General features: G+C 65.4%; 15 protein-coding genes and 2 pseudogenes. 8 read left to right on the top strand and 9 right to left on the bottom strand.

Annotation, left to right across the window (positions count from 1 at the left end; all coding sequences use genetic code 11):
* Positions 1-47: 47 nt before the first annotated feature.
* Positions 48-1,527 (top strand): annotated as a pseudogene (locus tag I5M_RS29830) (porin).
* Between the two features lie 215 nt (positions 1,528-1,742).
* Here the strand turns inward: I5M_RS29830 and I5M_RS15055 are convergent.
* On the bottom strand, positions 1,743-2,123 hold the full coding sequence (locus I5M_RS15055; protein ID WP_022722152.1) for a hypothetical protein: 381 nt from the start codon (positions 2,121-2,123) through the stop codon (positions 1,743-1,745).
* A 300-nt stretch (positions 2,124-2,423) separates the two neighbouring features.
* Here I5M_RS15055 and I5M_RS15050 point away from each other — a divergent pair, with 300 nt between their 5' ends.
* A complete protein-coding gene (locus I5M_RS15050; protein WP_031336472.1) occupies positions 2,424-2,612 on the top strand; it encodes a hypothetical protein in 189 nt (62 codons plus the stop codon).
* Between the two features lie 32 nt (positions 2,613-2,644).
* Positions 2,645-2,812, top strand: coding sequence for a hypothetical protein (locus I5M_RS33150; protein WP_022722150.1), 168 nt, complete (start codon positions 2,645-2,647; stop codon positions 2,810-2,812).
* 17 nt (positions 2,813-2,829) lie between these two features.
* Here the strand turns inward: I5M_RS33150 and I5M_RS15040 are convergent, their stop codons facing one another.
* Entirely contained in the window at positions 2,830-3,360 is a 531-nt protein-coding gene (locus tag I5M_RS15040; protein ID WP_022722149.1) for a gamma carbonic anhydrase family protein, read from the bottom strand.
* A gap of 71 nt (positions 3,361-3,431) precedes the next feature.
* Positions 3,432-3,761, bottom strand: a complete 330-nt coding sequence (locus I5M_RS15035; RefSeq protein WP_022722148.1) for a DUF6949 family protein — start codon at positions 3,759-3,761, stop codon at positions 3,432-3,434.
* A 203-nt stretch (positions 3,762-3,964) separates the two neighbouring features.
* Between I5M_RS15035 and I5M_RS15030 the strand changes: the two genes are divergently transcribed.
* Positions 3,965-4,675: a hypothetical protein gene (locus tag I5M_RS15030; protein ID WP_022722147.1), complete on the top strand. Its 711-nt coding sequence runs from the start codon at positions 3,965-3,967 to the stop codon at positions 4,673-4,675.
* Positions 4,676-4,787: 112 nt separating this feature from the next.
* Here the strand turns inward: I5M_RS15030 and I5M_RS15025 are convergent, their stop codons facing one another.
* The 4 genes and pseudogenes from I5M_RS15025 to I5M_RS29825 all read right to left on the bottom strand — a co-directional run bounded on the left by I5M_RS15025 (position 4,788) and on the right by I5M_RS29825 (position 8,257).
* Positions 4,788-5,003, bottom strand: coding sequence for a DUF3126 family protein (locus I5M_RS15025; protein WP_031336470.1), 216 nt, complete (start codon positions 5,001-5,003; stop codon positions 4,788-4,790).
* 149 nt (positions 5,004-5,152) lie between these two features.
* Positions 5,153-5,980 carry a serine O-acetyltransferase gene (cysE, locus tag I5M_RS15020; protein WP_022722145.1) on the bottom strand — a complete coding sequence of 276 codons (828 nt, stop codon included), beginning with the start codon at positions 5,978-5,980 and terminating at the stop codon, positions 5,153-5,155.
* A 218-nt stretch (positions 5,981-6,198) separates the two neighbouring features.
* A complete protein-coding gene (locus I5M_RS15015) occupies positions 6,199-6,951 on the bottom strand; it encodes an alpha/beta fold hydrolase (RefSeq protein ID WP_022722144.1) in 753 nt (250 codons plus the stop codon).
* Positions 6,952-7,113: 162 nt separating this feature from the next.
* Positions 7,114-8,257 (bottom strand): annotated as a pseudogene (locus I5M_RS29825) (hypothetical protein).
* 399 nt (positions 8,258-8,656) lie between these two features.
* On the opposite strand from I5M_RS29825, the gene I5M_RS15005 reads away from it, so the two are divergent.
* A complete protein-coding gene (locus I5M_RS15005) occupies positions 8,657-8,902 on the top strand; it encodes a zinc-finger domain-containing protein (protein ID WP_022722143.1) in 246 nt (81 codons plus the stop codon).
* A gap of 15 nt (positions 8,903-8,917) precedes the next feature.
* Positions 8,918-10,117 carry an FAD-dependent monooxygenase gene (locus I5M_RS15000; protein WP_022722142.1) on the top strand — a complete coding sequence of 400 codons (1,200 nt, stop codon included), beginning with the start codon at positions 8,918-8,920 and terminating at the stop codon, positions 10,115-10,117.
* A gap of 27 nt (positions 10,118-10,144) precedes the next feature.
* On the opposite strand, the gene I5M_RS14995 is transcribed toward I5M_RS15000, so the two are convergent.
* Complete coding sequence (locus I5M_RS14995; RefSeq protein WP_244432010.1) at positions 10,145-10,528, bottom strand: twin-arginine translocation pathway signal; 384 nt, start codon at positions 10,526-10,528, stop codon at positions 10,145-10,147.
* A gap of 159 nt (positions 10,529-10,687) precedes the next feature.
* On the opposite strand from I5M_RS14995, the gene I5M_RS14990 reads away from it, so the two are divergent.
* Both I5M_RS14990 and I5M_RS14985 read left to right on the top strand, forming a co-directional pair.
* Positions 10,688-11,506 carry an RMD1 family protein gene (locus tag I5M_RS14990; RefSeq protein WP_022722140.1) on the top strand — a complete coding sequence of 273 codons (819 nt, stop codon included), beginning with the start codon at positions 10,688-10,690 and terminating at the stop codon, positions 11,504-11,506.
* A gap of 134 nt (positions 11,507-11,640) precedes the next feature.
* On the top strand, positions 11,641-12,096 hold the full coding sequence (locus I5M_RS14985) for an N-acetyltransferase (RefSeq protein WP_022722139.1): 456 nt from the start codon (positions 11,641-11,643) through the stop codon (positions 12,094-12,096).
* 20 nt (positions 12,097-12,116) lie between these two features.
* On the opposite strand, the gene I5M_RS14980 is transcribed toward I5M_RS14985, so the two are convergent.
* Positions 12,117-12,652: transporter (locus I5M_RS14980; RefSeq protein WP_022722138.1), on the bottom strand; the 536-nt coding region annotated here is incomplete at its 5' end.

Below are 12,652 nucleotides of genomic sequence, written 5' to 3'. Positions count from 1 at the left end.
ATCGAGAGCGGCGCAACCCGGACAGGTGCATAACATTGAAGGTTAGTATGAATTTAGCGAAAGGCCTGATGCTGGGCACGGTGGCGGCCTTCGCCGTCAACTCTGCGCAGGCGGCAGATCTGCCGCTCAAGGCGAAAGCTGTCGAATACGTGAAGGTCTGCTCACTGTACGGCGCAGGCTTCTACTACATCCCGGGCACCAACACCTGCATCAAGCTCGGAGGCTTCATCCACGCCGAGTACGCCGACAATGCCGGGGGCATGACCGAAACTCCGGACTGGAACAGCAACGCCGGCCAGCGCAACCGTCTCGCCAACAGCACAATCTACGGTTCGCGCGCAGACCTGAACATCGACACCCGCACCGCAACCGAATACGGCGTGTTTCGCACCAACTTCGAATCAGTGTTCACCAGGACCACAGGCGCGGCTGTCGCCGGCTCAGACACCCGGAGCGTGTACTTCGCCTTCGTCAAGTTCGCCGGGCTTCACCTTCGGTAAGGCGGTGTCACAGTTCTCGACGCCGTGGAACGGCGGCCCGGGCAACATCACCTCGAACCTGCTCGGTGGCGACGACACCTCGACCGGCATCAACCAGGTCAGCTACACCGCCGAATTCGGCAACGGCGTGTCGGGCTCGATCTCGCTCGAAGATCCGAGCTCCTATCGCCAGGCTCAGGGCGTGTCGAGCCTGATCCAGACCACCGGCGGCACCGCTGCCGCTTGGCTGGGTGGCACCGGCAACGGCACCAACTACACGGCCGGCACTTCGATCCCGGACATCACCGGCCACATCCGCGTCGATCAGGCCTGGGGCCTGTTCCAGGTGTCGGCGGCGGCGCACCAGGTTCGCGCCTCCTACTACACCCCGGCGGACGAGACCTCGGGTCACCCGAGCGACAAGTACGGCTACGCCGTGCTCGCCGCGCTGTCGCTGAAGAACCTGCCCACCGGCCCCGGCGACACCATCAACCTCGACGCCACCTACGCCAACGGCGCGATCCGTTACGTGATCGGCGGCACCAGCCCGAACAACTTCTCGATGTTCGGCAACAACTCGGGCCTCGGCGCGTACCAGACCATCGGCTTCGGCGCGGCGGTCGACGGCGTGTTCGCTCCGGGCGGCTCGATCTACACCACCTCGGCCTGGGGCATCCGTGGCGCGTTCAACCACAACTGGACCCCGAACTGGTCGACCTCGCTGTTCGGCGCCTATTCGTCGGTCGACTTCGGCGGCACCGGCGGTGCCCTGTACACCGCGGCTCTGCGGTCGGCGGTCGGCGGCGCGGCTTCGGCCTTCGCCGGCAACCCGAACTTCAACATCGCCCAGATCGGCACCAAGACCACCTGGACCCCGGTCAAGAACCTGGCGATCTCGGGCGAAGTCATGTGGACCCGCCTCGACCAGAACTACTCGGGCGTGACCGGTCTGGTCAGCGCCGGCGGCACCAAGCCGGCGAACGTTCGCTACGAGTTCAAGGATCAGGACACCTGGACCGGCGCCGTCCGCGTTCAGCGCACCTTCTGATAGCGACACACGAAAGGAACTTGTAACCCTCCAAGGAACCTCCGGCGATGCCCCGCCGGAGGTTTTCCTTTTTGGAGGGCCTTTCGTCGGAATTCCCACTTTGCTTTTCAGCGCGGTTCATCGCGTTACAGCCGACAAACAAAATCCGGCTCTGACGCATCAGAGCCGGATTGATACTTCAGCTGATCAGTTTGGTTGCTACTAATCGCAGAGATTTAGTCGCAGACCTGCACGCGCTGCCATCGCCAGCCATACGGCGTCCAGATCCGGCGGCTCGTCAGATAACAGCCGCCGTAGCCGACCGCGTACGGATAGCCGTAACCGTAACCGTTGTAGTAGCCCGGACCGTAGGCATAAGCGCCGGCGAGGCCGAGACCAAGGCCGACGCCGAGGGCAGCACCGCCCCAGCCCCAGCCGCCGCGATGCCATCCGCCGCCGTGCCAGCCGCCACCATGCCAGCCACCGCCGTGGAAGCCGCCCCCGTGAAATCCGCCACCATGGAAGCCACCGAAGCCGCCCCGCGCCGACGCTGCATCGGGCACCGCCACGGCGGCCAGAGCCACCGCAGCCACCGCCATCAAGGTTTTGCGAAACATCTGTCACTCCATCATCTTGCCCGAGCCATGCGGCTCCAGGCCTGCGATCTTTGCGCCCCGCTGGAAGCAGAAGCTCAAGCCCCTGTTCCGGGTTCCAACGCGTTATCGTGACGCAGCGGCCGTCATTCACCCGCGCTTGAACTCGCCAGCATCATCGCGCCGCCAAGCTGAATAAGCGCTGACATTTCGTGCTCTTAGCACTCAACTTTGCGCGACTGTTCCGTCCCTGGATCCGGCCTGCCCGCGTCGGACCATTTACCGGCCGGACGCTTGAATGCTGGAACCGAAAGCCGGAAGCAGATGCGCAAGTTGATCGCGTTTGACGAGGACACGCTCGACAAGCTGAAGCAGCTCGGCCGTGATCGGATGGCGACGCTCCAGGAACTCGCAGACGAGGCGTTTGCCGACCTGCTCAAGAAACACGGCGTGCCGATCGACCTGCGCGACGCCTTGAAGAAGAGCGCGCAACCCGCGCGCAGCCGGCAATGACGGCCACACCCCGAATTTAGCCAGGAGCATCCATGACTGCAGATCCCGATCCGTACGAGCAGGGCCAGAGCGCGGCGCGCGATGGCATCCCGGCGGAAGCCAATCCGTATCAGGACGGCAGCGAGCAGCATTCGCTGTGGGCCGCCGGCCATGAACAGATCGCCACCGCGATCGAGGCCGGCGAATCCGAGGGGACTTGAACGCTCTCGCTGAAGCCTCAGCCGATCTTCTTGAGTCCCTTGGCGTAGCGCTTGCCGTTGGCGACGTAGAACCCGGCGCCTGCCAACATCGCGGTGACTTGGTGCGGTTCGAGCGTGCGCGCCACCTTGGCGGGCGCGCCGATGATCAGCGAATTCTCCGGAAACGACTTGCCTTCGGTGACCACCGCGCCGGCGCCGACGACGCAGCCTCGTGCCAGCTTGGCGCCGTTCATCACGATCGCGCCCATGCCGATCAGCACGCTGTCCTCCAGCGTGCAGCCGTGCAGGATGACGTTGTGGCCGACAGTGCACCCCTTACCGATTGTGAGCGGAAAGCCCGGATCGGTGTGGCAGGTGGCGCCGTCCTGGATGTTGGAGCCCTCGCCGATCTCGATCCACTCGTTGTCGCCGCGCAGCACTGCGCCGAACCAGACGCTGGCCTGCGCCTTCAGCCGCACCTTGCCGATGACGCTGGCGGTCTCGGCGATGAAGTAATCACCATCGGCCGGCAGGTCGGGCTTGTGCCCGTCGAGTTCGTAGATTGCCATGTCGCTCCTCCGCTTGCGTTGCCCATCTCATGGCAATAGCGCGGCGCGAGGGCAATGGGTTTGGGAAGGCCTCAGGCGAACACGCCCATCGCGTGCAGCGTCATCAGCACCACCGTTCCGGACATCATGCTCCAGAACCCGGCCAGCACCGTCGCCATCATGACGAATTCCGCGCGGCGCCGCTCGATGCGGCGGCCCATCAGCGTATTGCGCATGATGATGAAGGGCGCCGCGAACATCAGGAACGGCACAGCGGCGAAGCTGGCCGCCGCAATGCCCTGCTGCAAAAGGCCGAAGCCGGCAGGCCGACGCACGAACGCCTGGTAGCCGCTTGTCAGCGCACCGGCGAAGGCGAAGCCGATCAGGAGAGAGAACAGATTGTTGAATGCGTCCGGCGACATGCTTCAGGCCCCGAGCCCCGTCGCCTGTCGTGATCGCAAAAACCTCCGGCCGCGGCCAGTCTATCCTTAAGAAAGGGTTAACGCCGGCACCTGACATAGCCGTGCTGCGATGCGTAAAATCATTCGGTGAGTAACGGGCTCATGGCATATTCACTGGTGATTCGCACGATATCCGACATAAGTCCCCGGACGTTCAGCCGCGTATGACCCTGGTTTCTTCGGCCTCTGCCGCGCGCCGCGGCCGCGTCAAGGCAAGCCACCGCATGCCGCTCATCGTTGGCGCGCTGATCGGCGCGCTGGCGATCGCGGCGGTGTGCTATCTGCTGTGGCCAACCTGGCGGCCAATGGCGGCGGGCGGCCCCGACCGCACCCCGGTGTCGATCGGCGATACGTTGTTCAACGTCCCGACCAAATCCTTTCGGGTGAAGTATCAGGCCCATTCTGGACCACAGGAGCGCATCGACCTCGCCTTCCTGTACCCGTCGCTGGCGCCGCCTGAGCGCCTCCACCACATCACCGCCGAAGAGATCGACAGCTTCCAGCCGATCGACCGCATCTTCGTATCGATCGCTGCGCACCACGACGTGATGGCGCCGGAGATGCGGCTGCGAACGATCTATCCGCACTATCTCGAACCACAGCCGAGCGCCGCCATTGACGGGCTCGCGGTGCGGCCGTTTCGCGACGGCTCGCCCTATGCGGGCGAGGATCTGGTCATTGCGGACTCGCCGGCGTTTGCGGCGCGCTGCAGCCGCGACAAGCTGACGCCCGGCATGTGCACCGCCGAACGTCGTATCGAGGGCGCCGATCTCAGTTTCCGCTTTCCGCGGGCCTGGTTGGCCGGCTGGCGCGACATCGCGGTCGCGCTGGACCGCCTCACAGCGCAGATGCACGCTGCCAACGGGCCGTCTTAGAGATTTTCCGGTTCTGATAGAATCAGAACCGGAGCTCTAGATTCTTACTTTGACGCGTTTTCTTCACGCGAACCGGTGTCCACTTCGCTCGAAAACGCTCTAGACACGAGTCTCAGACGTCGGCGAGATCGTCTTCGAGGATCGCCATCTGAAACTGGAACGAGCGATCGTCGTCCTCGTCGTCGACGAACAGCACGCCGACGAATTCCTCGCCGATATAGACTTCAGCCGAGTCGTCTTTCTTCGGACGCGGCACCACGCGGATTTTCTGATTACCGAATACCCGCTTCAGATAGGCGTCGAGCTTCCTGACTTCCTGAACGTCCACGGTGGTCTCCAATCCAATTCTGATGCTTGATGGCGGCGACGGCATTAAGCCGGCCGCCGTCGTTTCTGCGGGACCGTGAGTTACGGCCTCGCAGCCCTCACCGCAACCCCTTGCCAGCCGATCAAAGGCCGCAGGTCACAGGCCGTTCGTTACAGTCCGATCGCGTTGAGCATCTGGTCCATGGTGCGCGACGGCTCGGCGCAGCCCGCCTCGCCCACCACCTTGGCCGGAACGCCCGCCACCGTCATGTTGTGCGGGACCGGCTTCAGCACCACCGAGCCAGCCGCGATGCGGGCGCAGTGACCGACCTCGATGTTGCCGAGGATCTTGGCGCCGGCGCCGATCATCACGCCGCGGCGAATCTTGGGGTGACGATCCTCGTGCTCCTTGCCGGTGCCGCCTAGCGTGACGCCGTGCAGGATCGAAACGTCGTCCTCGATCACCGCAGTCTCGCCGACCACGAGCCCCGTCGCATGGTCGAGGAAAATGCCGCGGCCGATCGTTGCGGCCGGGTTGACGTCGGTTTGAAACACCGCCGAGGCGCGGCTCTGCAGATACAGCGCGAAGTCCTTGCGACCCTTCTTGTGCAGCCAGTGCGCCAAGCGGTGCGTCTGAATGGCGTGGAAGCCCTTGTAGTAGAGCAAGGGATCGATGAAACGCGACGTCGCCGGATCGCGGTCGAACGTCGCCACCATGTCGGCACGAAAGGCGTTGCCGATATCCGGGGCCTCGCGCAGGGCTTCACCGAAGGTCTGGCGGATCAGATCCCCGGAGAGCGCCGAGTGATCAAGCCGGTCGGCGACGCGATGCACGACAGCGTCTTCCAGACGGTCGTGATGCAGCACGCTGGCATAGATGAAGGACGCCAGCTCCGGCTCGCGGCGGACAATGTCCTCGGCCTCACTACGCACCCGCTCCCAGATCGGATCGAGCGGCGTGATCTTCGCCGATTGCGGATTGACCTGATGCGCCACCATGACCGGCTCTCTACGTCGCGACATTGAAGTCCACTATAGCACAGCGGCAGCTCCGCTGTCGCGGCGTGCGGAAGCCGCAACCACCGCTTCGGCTTTTCCATCTAAGCTCTTGACACCACGCAGCTTCGCACGTCGGCGGAGAGATCAGACGAGGTTGCCCGCGGCCGCCCCGGCTCAACAAGGTGGGACGCAGCCGGCTGAAATCAAGCCGCGGCGGTTCAGCTCTGCCCGGCCAGGAAGGCGAGCACGCCCTCCTTGTAGGCGCGGTCGCCGACGGCGCGCATGTGGTCGCGGCGGGGGATGTCCAGAACTTCCGAACCAGGAATCAGGCTTTGCAGTTCACGCGCCGAGCCGGCGATATCATCGACCGTGCCGACCGCGATCAGCACCGGCACAGCGATCCGCGACACGGTCTCGGGCGACATCAGTTCGCGCGAACCGCGCATACAGGCGGCGAGCGCGCGGCGATCCGAGCGCGTCTGTTCGGCGAAAGCGCGAAAAGTCCGGCCCATCGGGTCGGTGACGTCGTCGAGCGACTCGGCCTCCAACGCTTGGGCGACGTTCTCGCCCGGGCCGCCGCCTTTGACGAGGCCGATGCCGATGCCGCCGAGCACAGCGGAGCGCACCCGCTCGGGCGCCAGCAAGGCGACGTGCGAGGTGATGCGGCCGCCGAGCGAATAGCCCATCACGTCGGCCCGCGTGACGCCGAGATGATCGAGCAGCGCCAGCGCGTCGCCCGCCATGTTGTCGAGCCGATAGTCTTGCGCGTCATACAGCTTGGCGGATTCACCATGGCCGCGATTATCGAGCGCGATCACCCGCCGCCCGGCGCGCGTGAGCTCTGTCAGCCAGGATGGGTACACCCAGTTGACGTTCTTGCTGGACGCGAAGCCGTGGATCAGCAGGATCGGCTCGCCTTCGCCTTCGTCGAGATAAGCAATCTCGACACCGCCGTGATCGAAACTCGGCATCAGTCTCCTTTAGGGATCGAGAGAAGAGTTTCGTCATGCCCGGCCTCGTGCCGGGCATCCACGAATTGCTGAGCTACCCGCAGGGTAGACGTGGATGGCCGGGACGAGCCCGGCCATGACGGATGATGTCGCAGCGCTCTTAGCAGAAGTTGCCTGCCCGACCTATGCGGCCACTGCAAGCGGCTGCGGCGCTTCGCGCGTTGCGCGCGCTTGTGCCAGCAAGCGTCTGGCACGCTTGGCTTTGCGGCGATCGAGGTGGGATTGGGTCATGCGTTCGACGCCGGCTTTCAGCGAGGTGATCAGTCCGAACAGCGTGATAGCGGCGCTGAAGATCCACCACGCGATATTCCAGAAACCTGTGGTCAGCAGCAGCGCGCCGCGGCCGAGAATCTTCAGGATGGCGCGGGTCTGCCCCGCCTTGCTTTCCGCCAGCCGCGCCGCGCGGGCGACGTCCTTTGGTCCTTCCGCGACCTTGAGCGCGTCGAAGGCGCCCCGAGTGCCGGCCTTCTCGCCGACCCGGCCGACATCCTTGGCGAGCCGCATCAGGCCGCCCGCCTTTTCGGTGCGGATGCTGGCCTTCACGGCGTCCACCGTGGCGCCCGGCCGCAGCAGCGAGGCCTCACCGACGGCGCGTTGTAACGCTGGCGCATCGACCACCTCACGAGCGGAGCGGCCGGCCCATTTGGCAAGTCCTTCGGAGAGCCTGCCGACCTTGCGGGCATCCTTCACCAAAGTCAGTCCGGCCCGCACCGGCGCCGCGCCGCCAACGGTCACATAGGTGGCTGCCGTCACGGCAATTCCCGCAGCCGCGAGACCCAGGATCAGCCGGTCGGTGTCTTCGCCGGCCACCAGATGCTTGCCTTCGCGGAGCATGTCGCGGACGTCACCGAACACGAACAGATCCCCCGCCACCGTGCCGGACAGTCCCGCAATATCGTCGGAGCGCCCGGTGAGCAGGCCGGTTGCGAAGCGCGTCGCCATTTGCCGGCCGAATTTTCTTCCGCGACCATGTTGGTCACCCGCTGCCGCAGGGCTGGGTCGACCGTAACATTGCGTGCATCGGCAAATTCAACGAGGCTGCGGGCCAATCGGCATCATGAGAGTCGAGTGCCGCAGTGATGTTCCCTGCGATCAGGTCGGGCTGCCCGGCCAGCGCGCTGTCGAGCTGCACATCGGACAGTCTGGCCGGATCATCCTGCGCTGCCAGCAGGCGGGCGCCATGGCGGGCCTGCGGCCAGGCGAGCAGCAGCGCCACGGCGCACACCGCCGTGCCAAGCTTCGCCGCCGCTGCCGCGCCCCGCTTCATCGTAATCCTCGCTCTCCCCCTGATGTGGGGCGTCAAGAATGCGACACAACTGCTCCGACCAAAGGAGGGCTTCTCCAGCACCACGGGATTGTGTCGAATTTGCCCGGCGCATCTGCAACGGAGGAGCAGGTTCGATCGATCGGCTGCCGCCCGGCAAAAAAGGCCGCGACGCGCGAACAGCCAAACCTTCAACGACTTGACGCCGTGTTTCGATCCGCGATGCGAGCAGCTTCAACCGTTTTGCAACCTGCGGATTCAATTTTCGCCTCGCCTCTCGCAATGCTCTGAAGCAGTTGCCAGACGCGGGATCGCTACACTAGGAATCGCCCAAACGGGCCGCTATGGTGCGGTGCACCGCCTTCGAGTGCCCCTCTCGACCGCGAGAAAAGGTTAAGCCTAATGTCCGACCACGTGGTTCCGCATTTCCAAAACGATGCCGGGGTGTCCACCATCGAAATCGGGTCGCGGGAGTTCATGTGCGTGGGCGCCAATCCACCGTTCGACCACCCGCACGTGTTCCTGGACCTCGGCAACGACAACGAGATCATCTGTCCTTACTGCTCGACGCTGTACCGCTACGCCGCCGACCTCGGCCCGGGCGAAGCGCGGCCGCCGGAATGCGTGCTGAAGGACAAGGTCGCCTGATTTCCCGATGATCGCATGGCGGCATCCCGCACCATCATCGTCGCGGGTGCCGGCATCGGAGGACTGACCGCCGCCTTGGCGCTTGCCGCCAAGGGATTTCGCGTCGTCGTCCTGGAAAAGGCCGAGCGGCTCGAGGAAGCCGGCGCCGGCCTGCAACTCTCGCCCAACGCGGGCCGCGTGCTGATCGAACTCGGCCTCGAGCGTCGGCTGAGCGAATGCGCGATCGTTCCCGAGGCGGTGACGGTGATGAGCGGGCCAACCGGCCGCCCCATCGTCCGGCTTCCGCTCGGCGCCGCCGCGACTCAGCGCGCCGGTGCACCCTATTGGGTGATTCACCGCGCCGATCTGCAGGCCGCTTTGGCCGAGCGCGTGAAGGCCCATCCGCTGATCGAGCTGCGACTCGGCTGTCGTTTCGAAGAGGTCACCAGCCACGCCGAGGGCGTCAGTGTCGCCCAGCGCCGCGGCACCGCGCGGCTGCAGGAGCCGGCGCTGGCGCTGATCGGCGCCGACGGCATCTGGTCGGCGGTGCGCGGCCAGATTTTCCCCGCCGCACAGCCGCGCTTCAGCGGCCTGATCGCCTGGCGCGCGACCGCACCGTTGAAACCGGGAGTCGAGATCGTTCGCGAGGTGCAGCTCTGGATGGGACCGGGTGCGCACTTGGTGGTCTATCCGATCTCCGGCGGACGGCGGATCAACATGGTGGGAATTGTCCGCGGCGACTGGAGCCGCCAGGGCTGGAGCGCACCCGGCGCACCGGCCGACATCAAGGCCGCTTTTGCACATTGGTCGGCCGAGGCGCAGGGCGTCATCGGGCGCGCCGAAAGCTGGAAGCGCTGGGCGCTGTTCGCGATGCAGGATGGCGGCATCTGGAGCAACGGCGCCACCGCCCTGCTCGGCGACGCCGCCCACGGCATGCTGCCTTTCGCCGCCCAAGGCGCGGGCATGGCGATCGAGGATGCCGCGGTGCTGGCCAAATGCCTGGGCGAGATGGCAGCGGATTCGTCGGGCACTACAGCCGCAGTGCCGGCGGCGCTGCGGCGCTACGCGGCAGAGCGCCGGGGCCGGGTGGCTCGGGTGCAACGGCTGGCCCGGCAGAATGGCGCGATCTACCATTTCTCCGGCGGGGCAGCGCTGGCCCGCGATGTCGCAATGCGGCTGATCGGTGGCCAAAGGCTGCTGGCGCGGCAGCACTGGGTCTACGACTGGCAGCTGTGAGCCGCGCCGTTCCGGGGCAGTGAAGGCTCAGCGGCCGGGCGCGCGCTGGGGCGGCACCACGACATTGTCGAGCGCGGACGGCTGATCGACACAGCGGTGACTGCGCCACGTCTCGTCGGCGAGCCGCGCCCGGGCTTTGACCGCAATGTAATCGTTACGATAGGCGATTTCGGTGACCACCGGGCCGGCGACGCCGGTGTCGGCCTTGCGCATCAACCGCTCCAGCTTCCCCAGCCTTTCGGCGAGGCTGGCGCGCTCGGTGGCAAGCTGCTTGCAGTCGTACAGCTCGTAGGTTGCCGGATCGACAAAGGCCTGCGACACGGCACTGTCGCCAATGGCCGCGCAGCCGGCGAGCGCCAGCGCGGCAAACCCGGCGATGGAAAAGCCGGCGGCGAAGCGCGGCGTGAACAAGCTGATGCGTCGGTCGGTCATGTTACTGCGGCTTAACACAGGCAAAGCTAGCGCGGGGTAAAATCAGGCGGTGGTGTCCGCAATGAGGCGGCAGCCGCCGGCGTGTCGATGATCCCATGAAGACCGGGCCGCCACCGCGGTTCGCAGCAAGGAACGCCCATGCCGCCGAAACCAGCCTTCCCGACCGCCGAACTCGGCCCCCGCACAACCGCGCATGCGATCTATCTCGGTGACCGCATCAGCACCGCCGGCTTCGAGGATCAGGCCCTGTCCGCGGTGCCGCTGGCGCTGCGCACCGACGGCGGCGGGCTCGCCGTGCTGTTTCGCTATGGAGTGGTGGTGCTGCTCGGCGTCTCCGCCGAGGCCGAAGGCGCGCTCCTGACACGGCTCGCACCGCGCATCGGCGCCCGCTTCGAGCGCGCCGAGGACGAGACCGCGGCGCTCGAGCTCACCCAGGACGGCGAGGAACAGGTCCCGGCCGGCGGCCCGATCCTGCTGCGGCAGTTCTCGCTGGAGCGGCTACTCGTCCTCGCCGACGTGCTGGCGAAGAGCGTGGTGCTGGCGCATGACGAACGCGAAGTCGCCAAGGTGTTCGAGATCATCGAGCCGTTCGCCCGCGAACTCGCCCGCCATGGCCGCACCCGTCGTAGCCGCGTCGAACTGATGAAGCTGATCGGCGATTCGCTCCTCGTGCAGCACCGCGTTTCCGGCCGCGTCGCCATCACCGAAAAGCCCGACGCGCTATGGGACCGCCCCGACCTCGAACGGCTCTATGCAAGGCTCGAAGACGAATACGAGCTGAAAGAACGCGTCGACACCCTCAACCGCAAACTAGAAGTCGTCGCCGACACCGCCTCGACACTCGCCGACATCATCGACACCCGCCGCTCACTACGGCTCGAACTCATCGTGGTGGCGCTGATCGCCATCGAGGTCGTAGTGGCGATGGTGCAGATTGGGATGGGATTGGGGCATTGAGGAAAGTAGTTCATCGTAGGGCGAGCAAAGCGCGGCCACGCAAGACGTAGCTTCACGCCATCGATCGTGATATCGCGTGGCATGGCGCTTCGCGCCTTTGCCATCTACGACCCGCTTCACTGCAAGGAACTCCGATGCCCGAGCTGATCAGGCGAGGTACCGCCGCCGATGTCGAGGCCATCACCACGCTGACGATGCAGGCCTACGCCAACTGGAAGGTTTTGATCGGCTACGAGCCGTTGCCTATGCTGGCCGACTACGAGCAGGCGGTGCAGCAGCATCGCTTCGATCTGCTGGAGACCGGCGGCACCTTGGCCGCGCTGATCGAAACCGAACTGCGCGACGACGATCTCCTCATCGTCAACGTCGCAGTGTCGCCGGACGCACAGAAACGCGGCTACGGCCGCCGCCTGCTCGCCCTAGCCGAACAGATCGCAACCGAAGCCGGCCGCAACACGCTGCGGCTCTACACCAACGAGCGTTTCGAAGAGAACATCCGCCTCTACGCCTCGCTCGGCTACGCCCAAGAGCGCCAGGAAACCCGCCCCAACGGCGCTCGCGTGGTGCACATGATGAAGCGGCTCCGGTAGGCCGCCGGCCGGTAGCCGTTCTACTTTGTAATCAGGCCGCCGGGCGGCGGCGGGGGCGGCGCGGACACCGCGAAGGTCACCCAGCTATTCCAGCCCTTGGCCCGGTTCTGGGCGTCGAATTCCCAATAGCCCTTGAGATTCAGCACACCTTGCATTCCTCCGACTGGAAACAGAAAGCCCAGCTGCGGTCCCACCGCTTCCACGCGAGACTTGAACGGTCCGAGCTTCGCGCCCGTTCCGCTGTCGCCGGTTAATTGGTTGTAGGCGTAGCCGACAACACCGACGAAGACTTGTTTGGAGACGAACTGCGACGCCGCCCAATCGAGGTGGAAATCGAGGCCGTTCTTGTAGTCGGTCGCGGTGTTCTTGAAGTTCTCCGTCAAACCGGCGACCACGGACAACTCGGTCCCCGTTTTGGGATTGAAGTATGTGTAGCCGCCGCCGCCGTCGATCGCGCCGTGGCCGATGCCGAGATTGATGATACGCGAACGATCGTACGTGCCGACCGGAATATCGCCGGTCATGTACACCATCCAGTTATTGACGCCCTGATTCC

This window comes from Rhodopseudomonas sp. B29, assembly GCF_000333455.1.
Classification (GTDB): domain Bacteria; phylum Pseudomonadota; class Alphaproteobacteria; order Rhizobiales; family Xanthobacteraceae; genus Rhodopseudomonas.
This window is presented reverse-complemented; position numbering and strand designations above follow the sequence as displayed.

Coding starts and splice junctions, on each gene's coding strand:
- I5M_RS15055 (WP_022722152.1), bottom strand. CDS start 2,123: ATGTTTCGCAAAACCTTGATGGCGGTGGCTGCGGTGGCTCTGGCCGCC.
- I5M_RS15050 (WP_031336472.1), top strand. CDS start 2,424: ATGCGCAAGTTGATCGCGTTTGACGAGGACACGCTCGACAAGCTGAAG.
- I5M_RS33150 (WP_022722150.1), top strand. CDS start 2,645: ATGACTGCAGATCCCGATCCGTACGAGCAGGGCCAGAGCGCGGCGCGC.
- I5M_RS15040 (WP_022722149.1), bottom strand. CDS start 3,360: ATGGCAATCTACGAACTCGACGGGCACAAGCCCGACCTGCCGGCCGAT.
- I5M_RS15035 (WP_022722148.1), bottom strand. CDS start 3,761: ATGTCGCCGGACGCATTCAACAATCTGTTCTCTCTCCTGATCGGCTTC.
- I5M_RS15030 (WP_022722147.1), top strand. CDS start 3,965: ATGACCCTGGTTTCTTCGGCCTCTGCCGCGCGCCGCGGCCGCGTCAAG.
- cysE (WP_022722145.1), bottom strand. CDS start 5,980: ATGGTGGCGCATCAGGTCAATCCGCAATCGGCGAAGATCACGCCGCTC.
- I5M_RS15015 (WP_022722144.1), bottom strand. CDS start 6,951: ATGCCGAGTTTCGATCACGGCGGTGTCGAGATTGCTTATCTCGACGAA.
- I5M_RS15005 (WP_022722143.1), top strand. CDS start 8,657: ATGTCCGACCACGTGGTTCCGCATTTCCAAAACGATGCCGGGGTGTCC.
- I5M_RS15000 (WP_022722142.1), top strand. CDS start 8,918: ATGGCGGCATCCCGCACCATCATCGTCGCGGGTGCCGGCATCGGAGGA.
- I5M_RS14990 (WP_022722140.1), top strand. CDS start 10,688: ATGCCGCCGAAACCAGCCTTCCCGACCGCCGAACTCGGCCCCCGCACA.
- I5M_RS14985 (WP_022722139.1), top strand. CDS start 11,641: ATGCCCGAGCTGATCAGGCGAGGTACCGCCGCCGATGTCGAGGCCATC.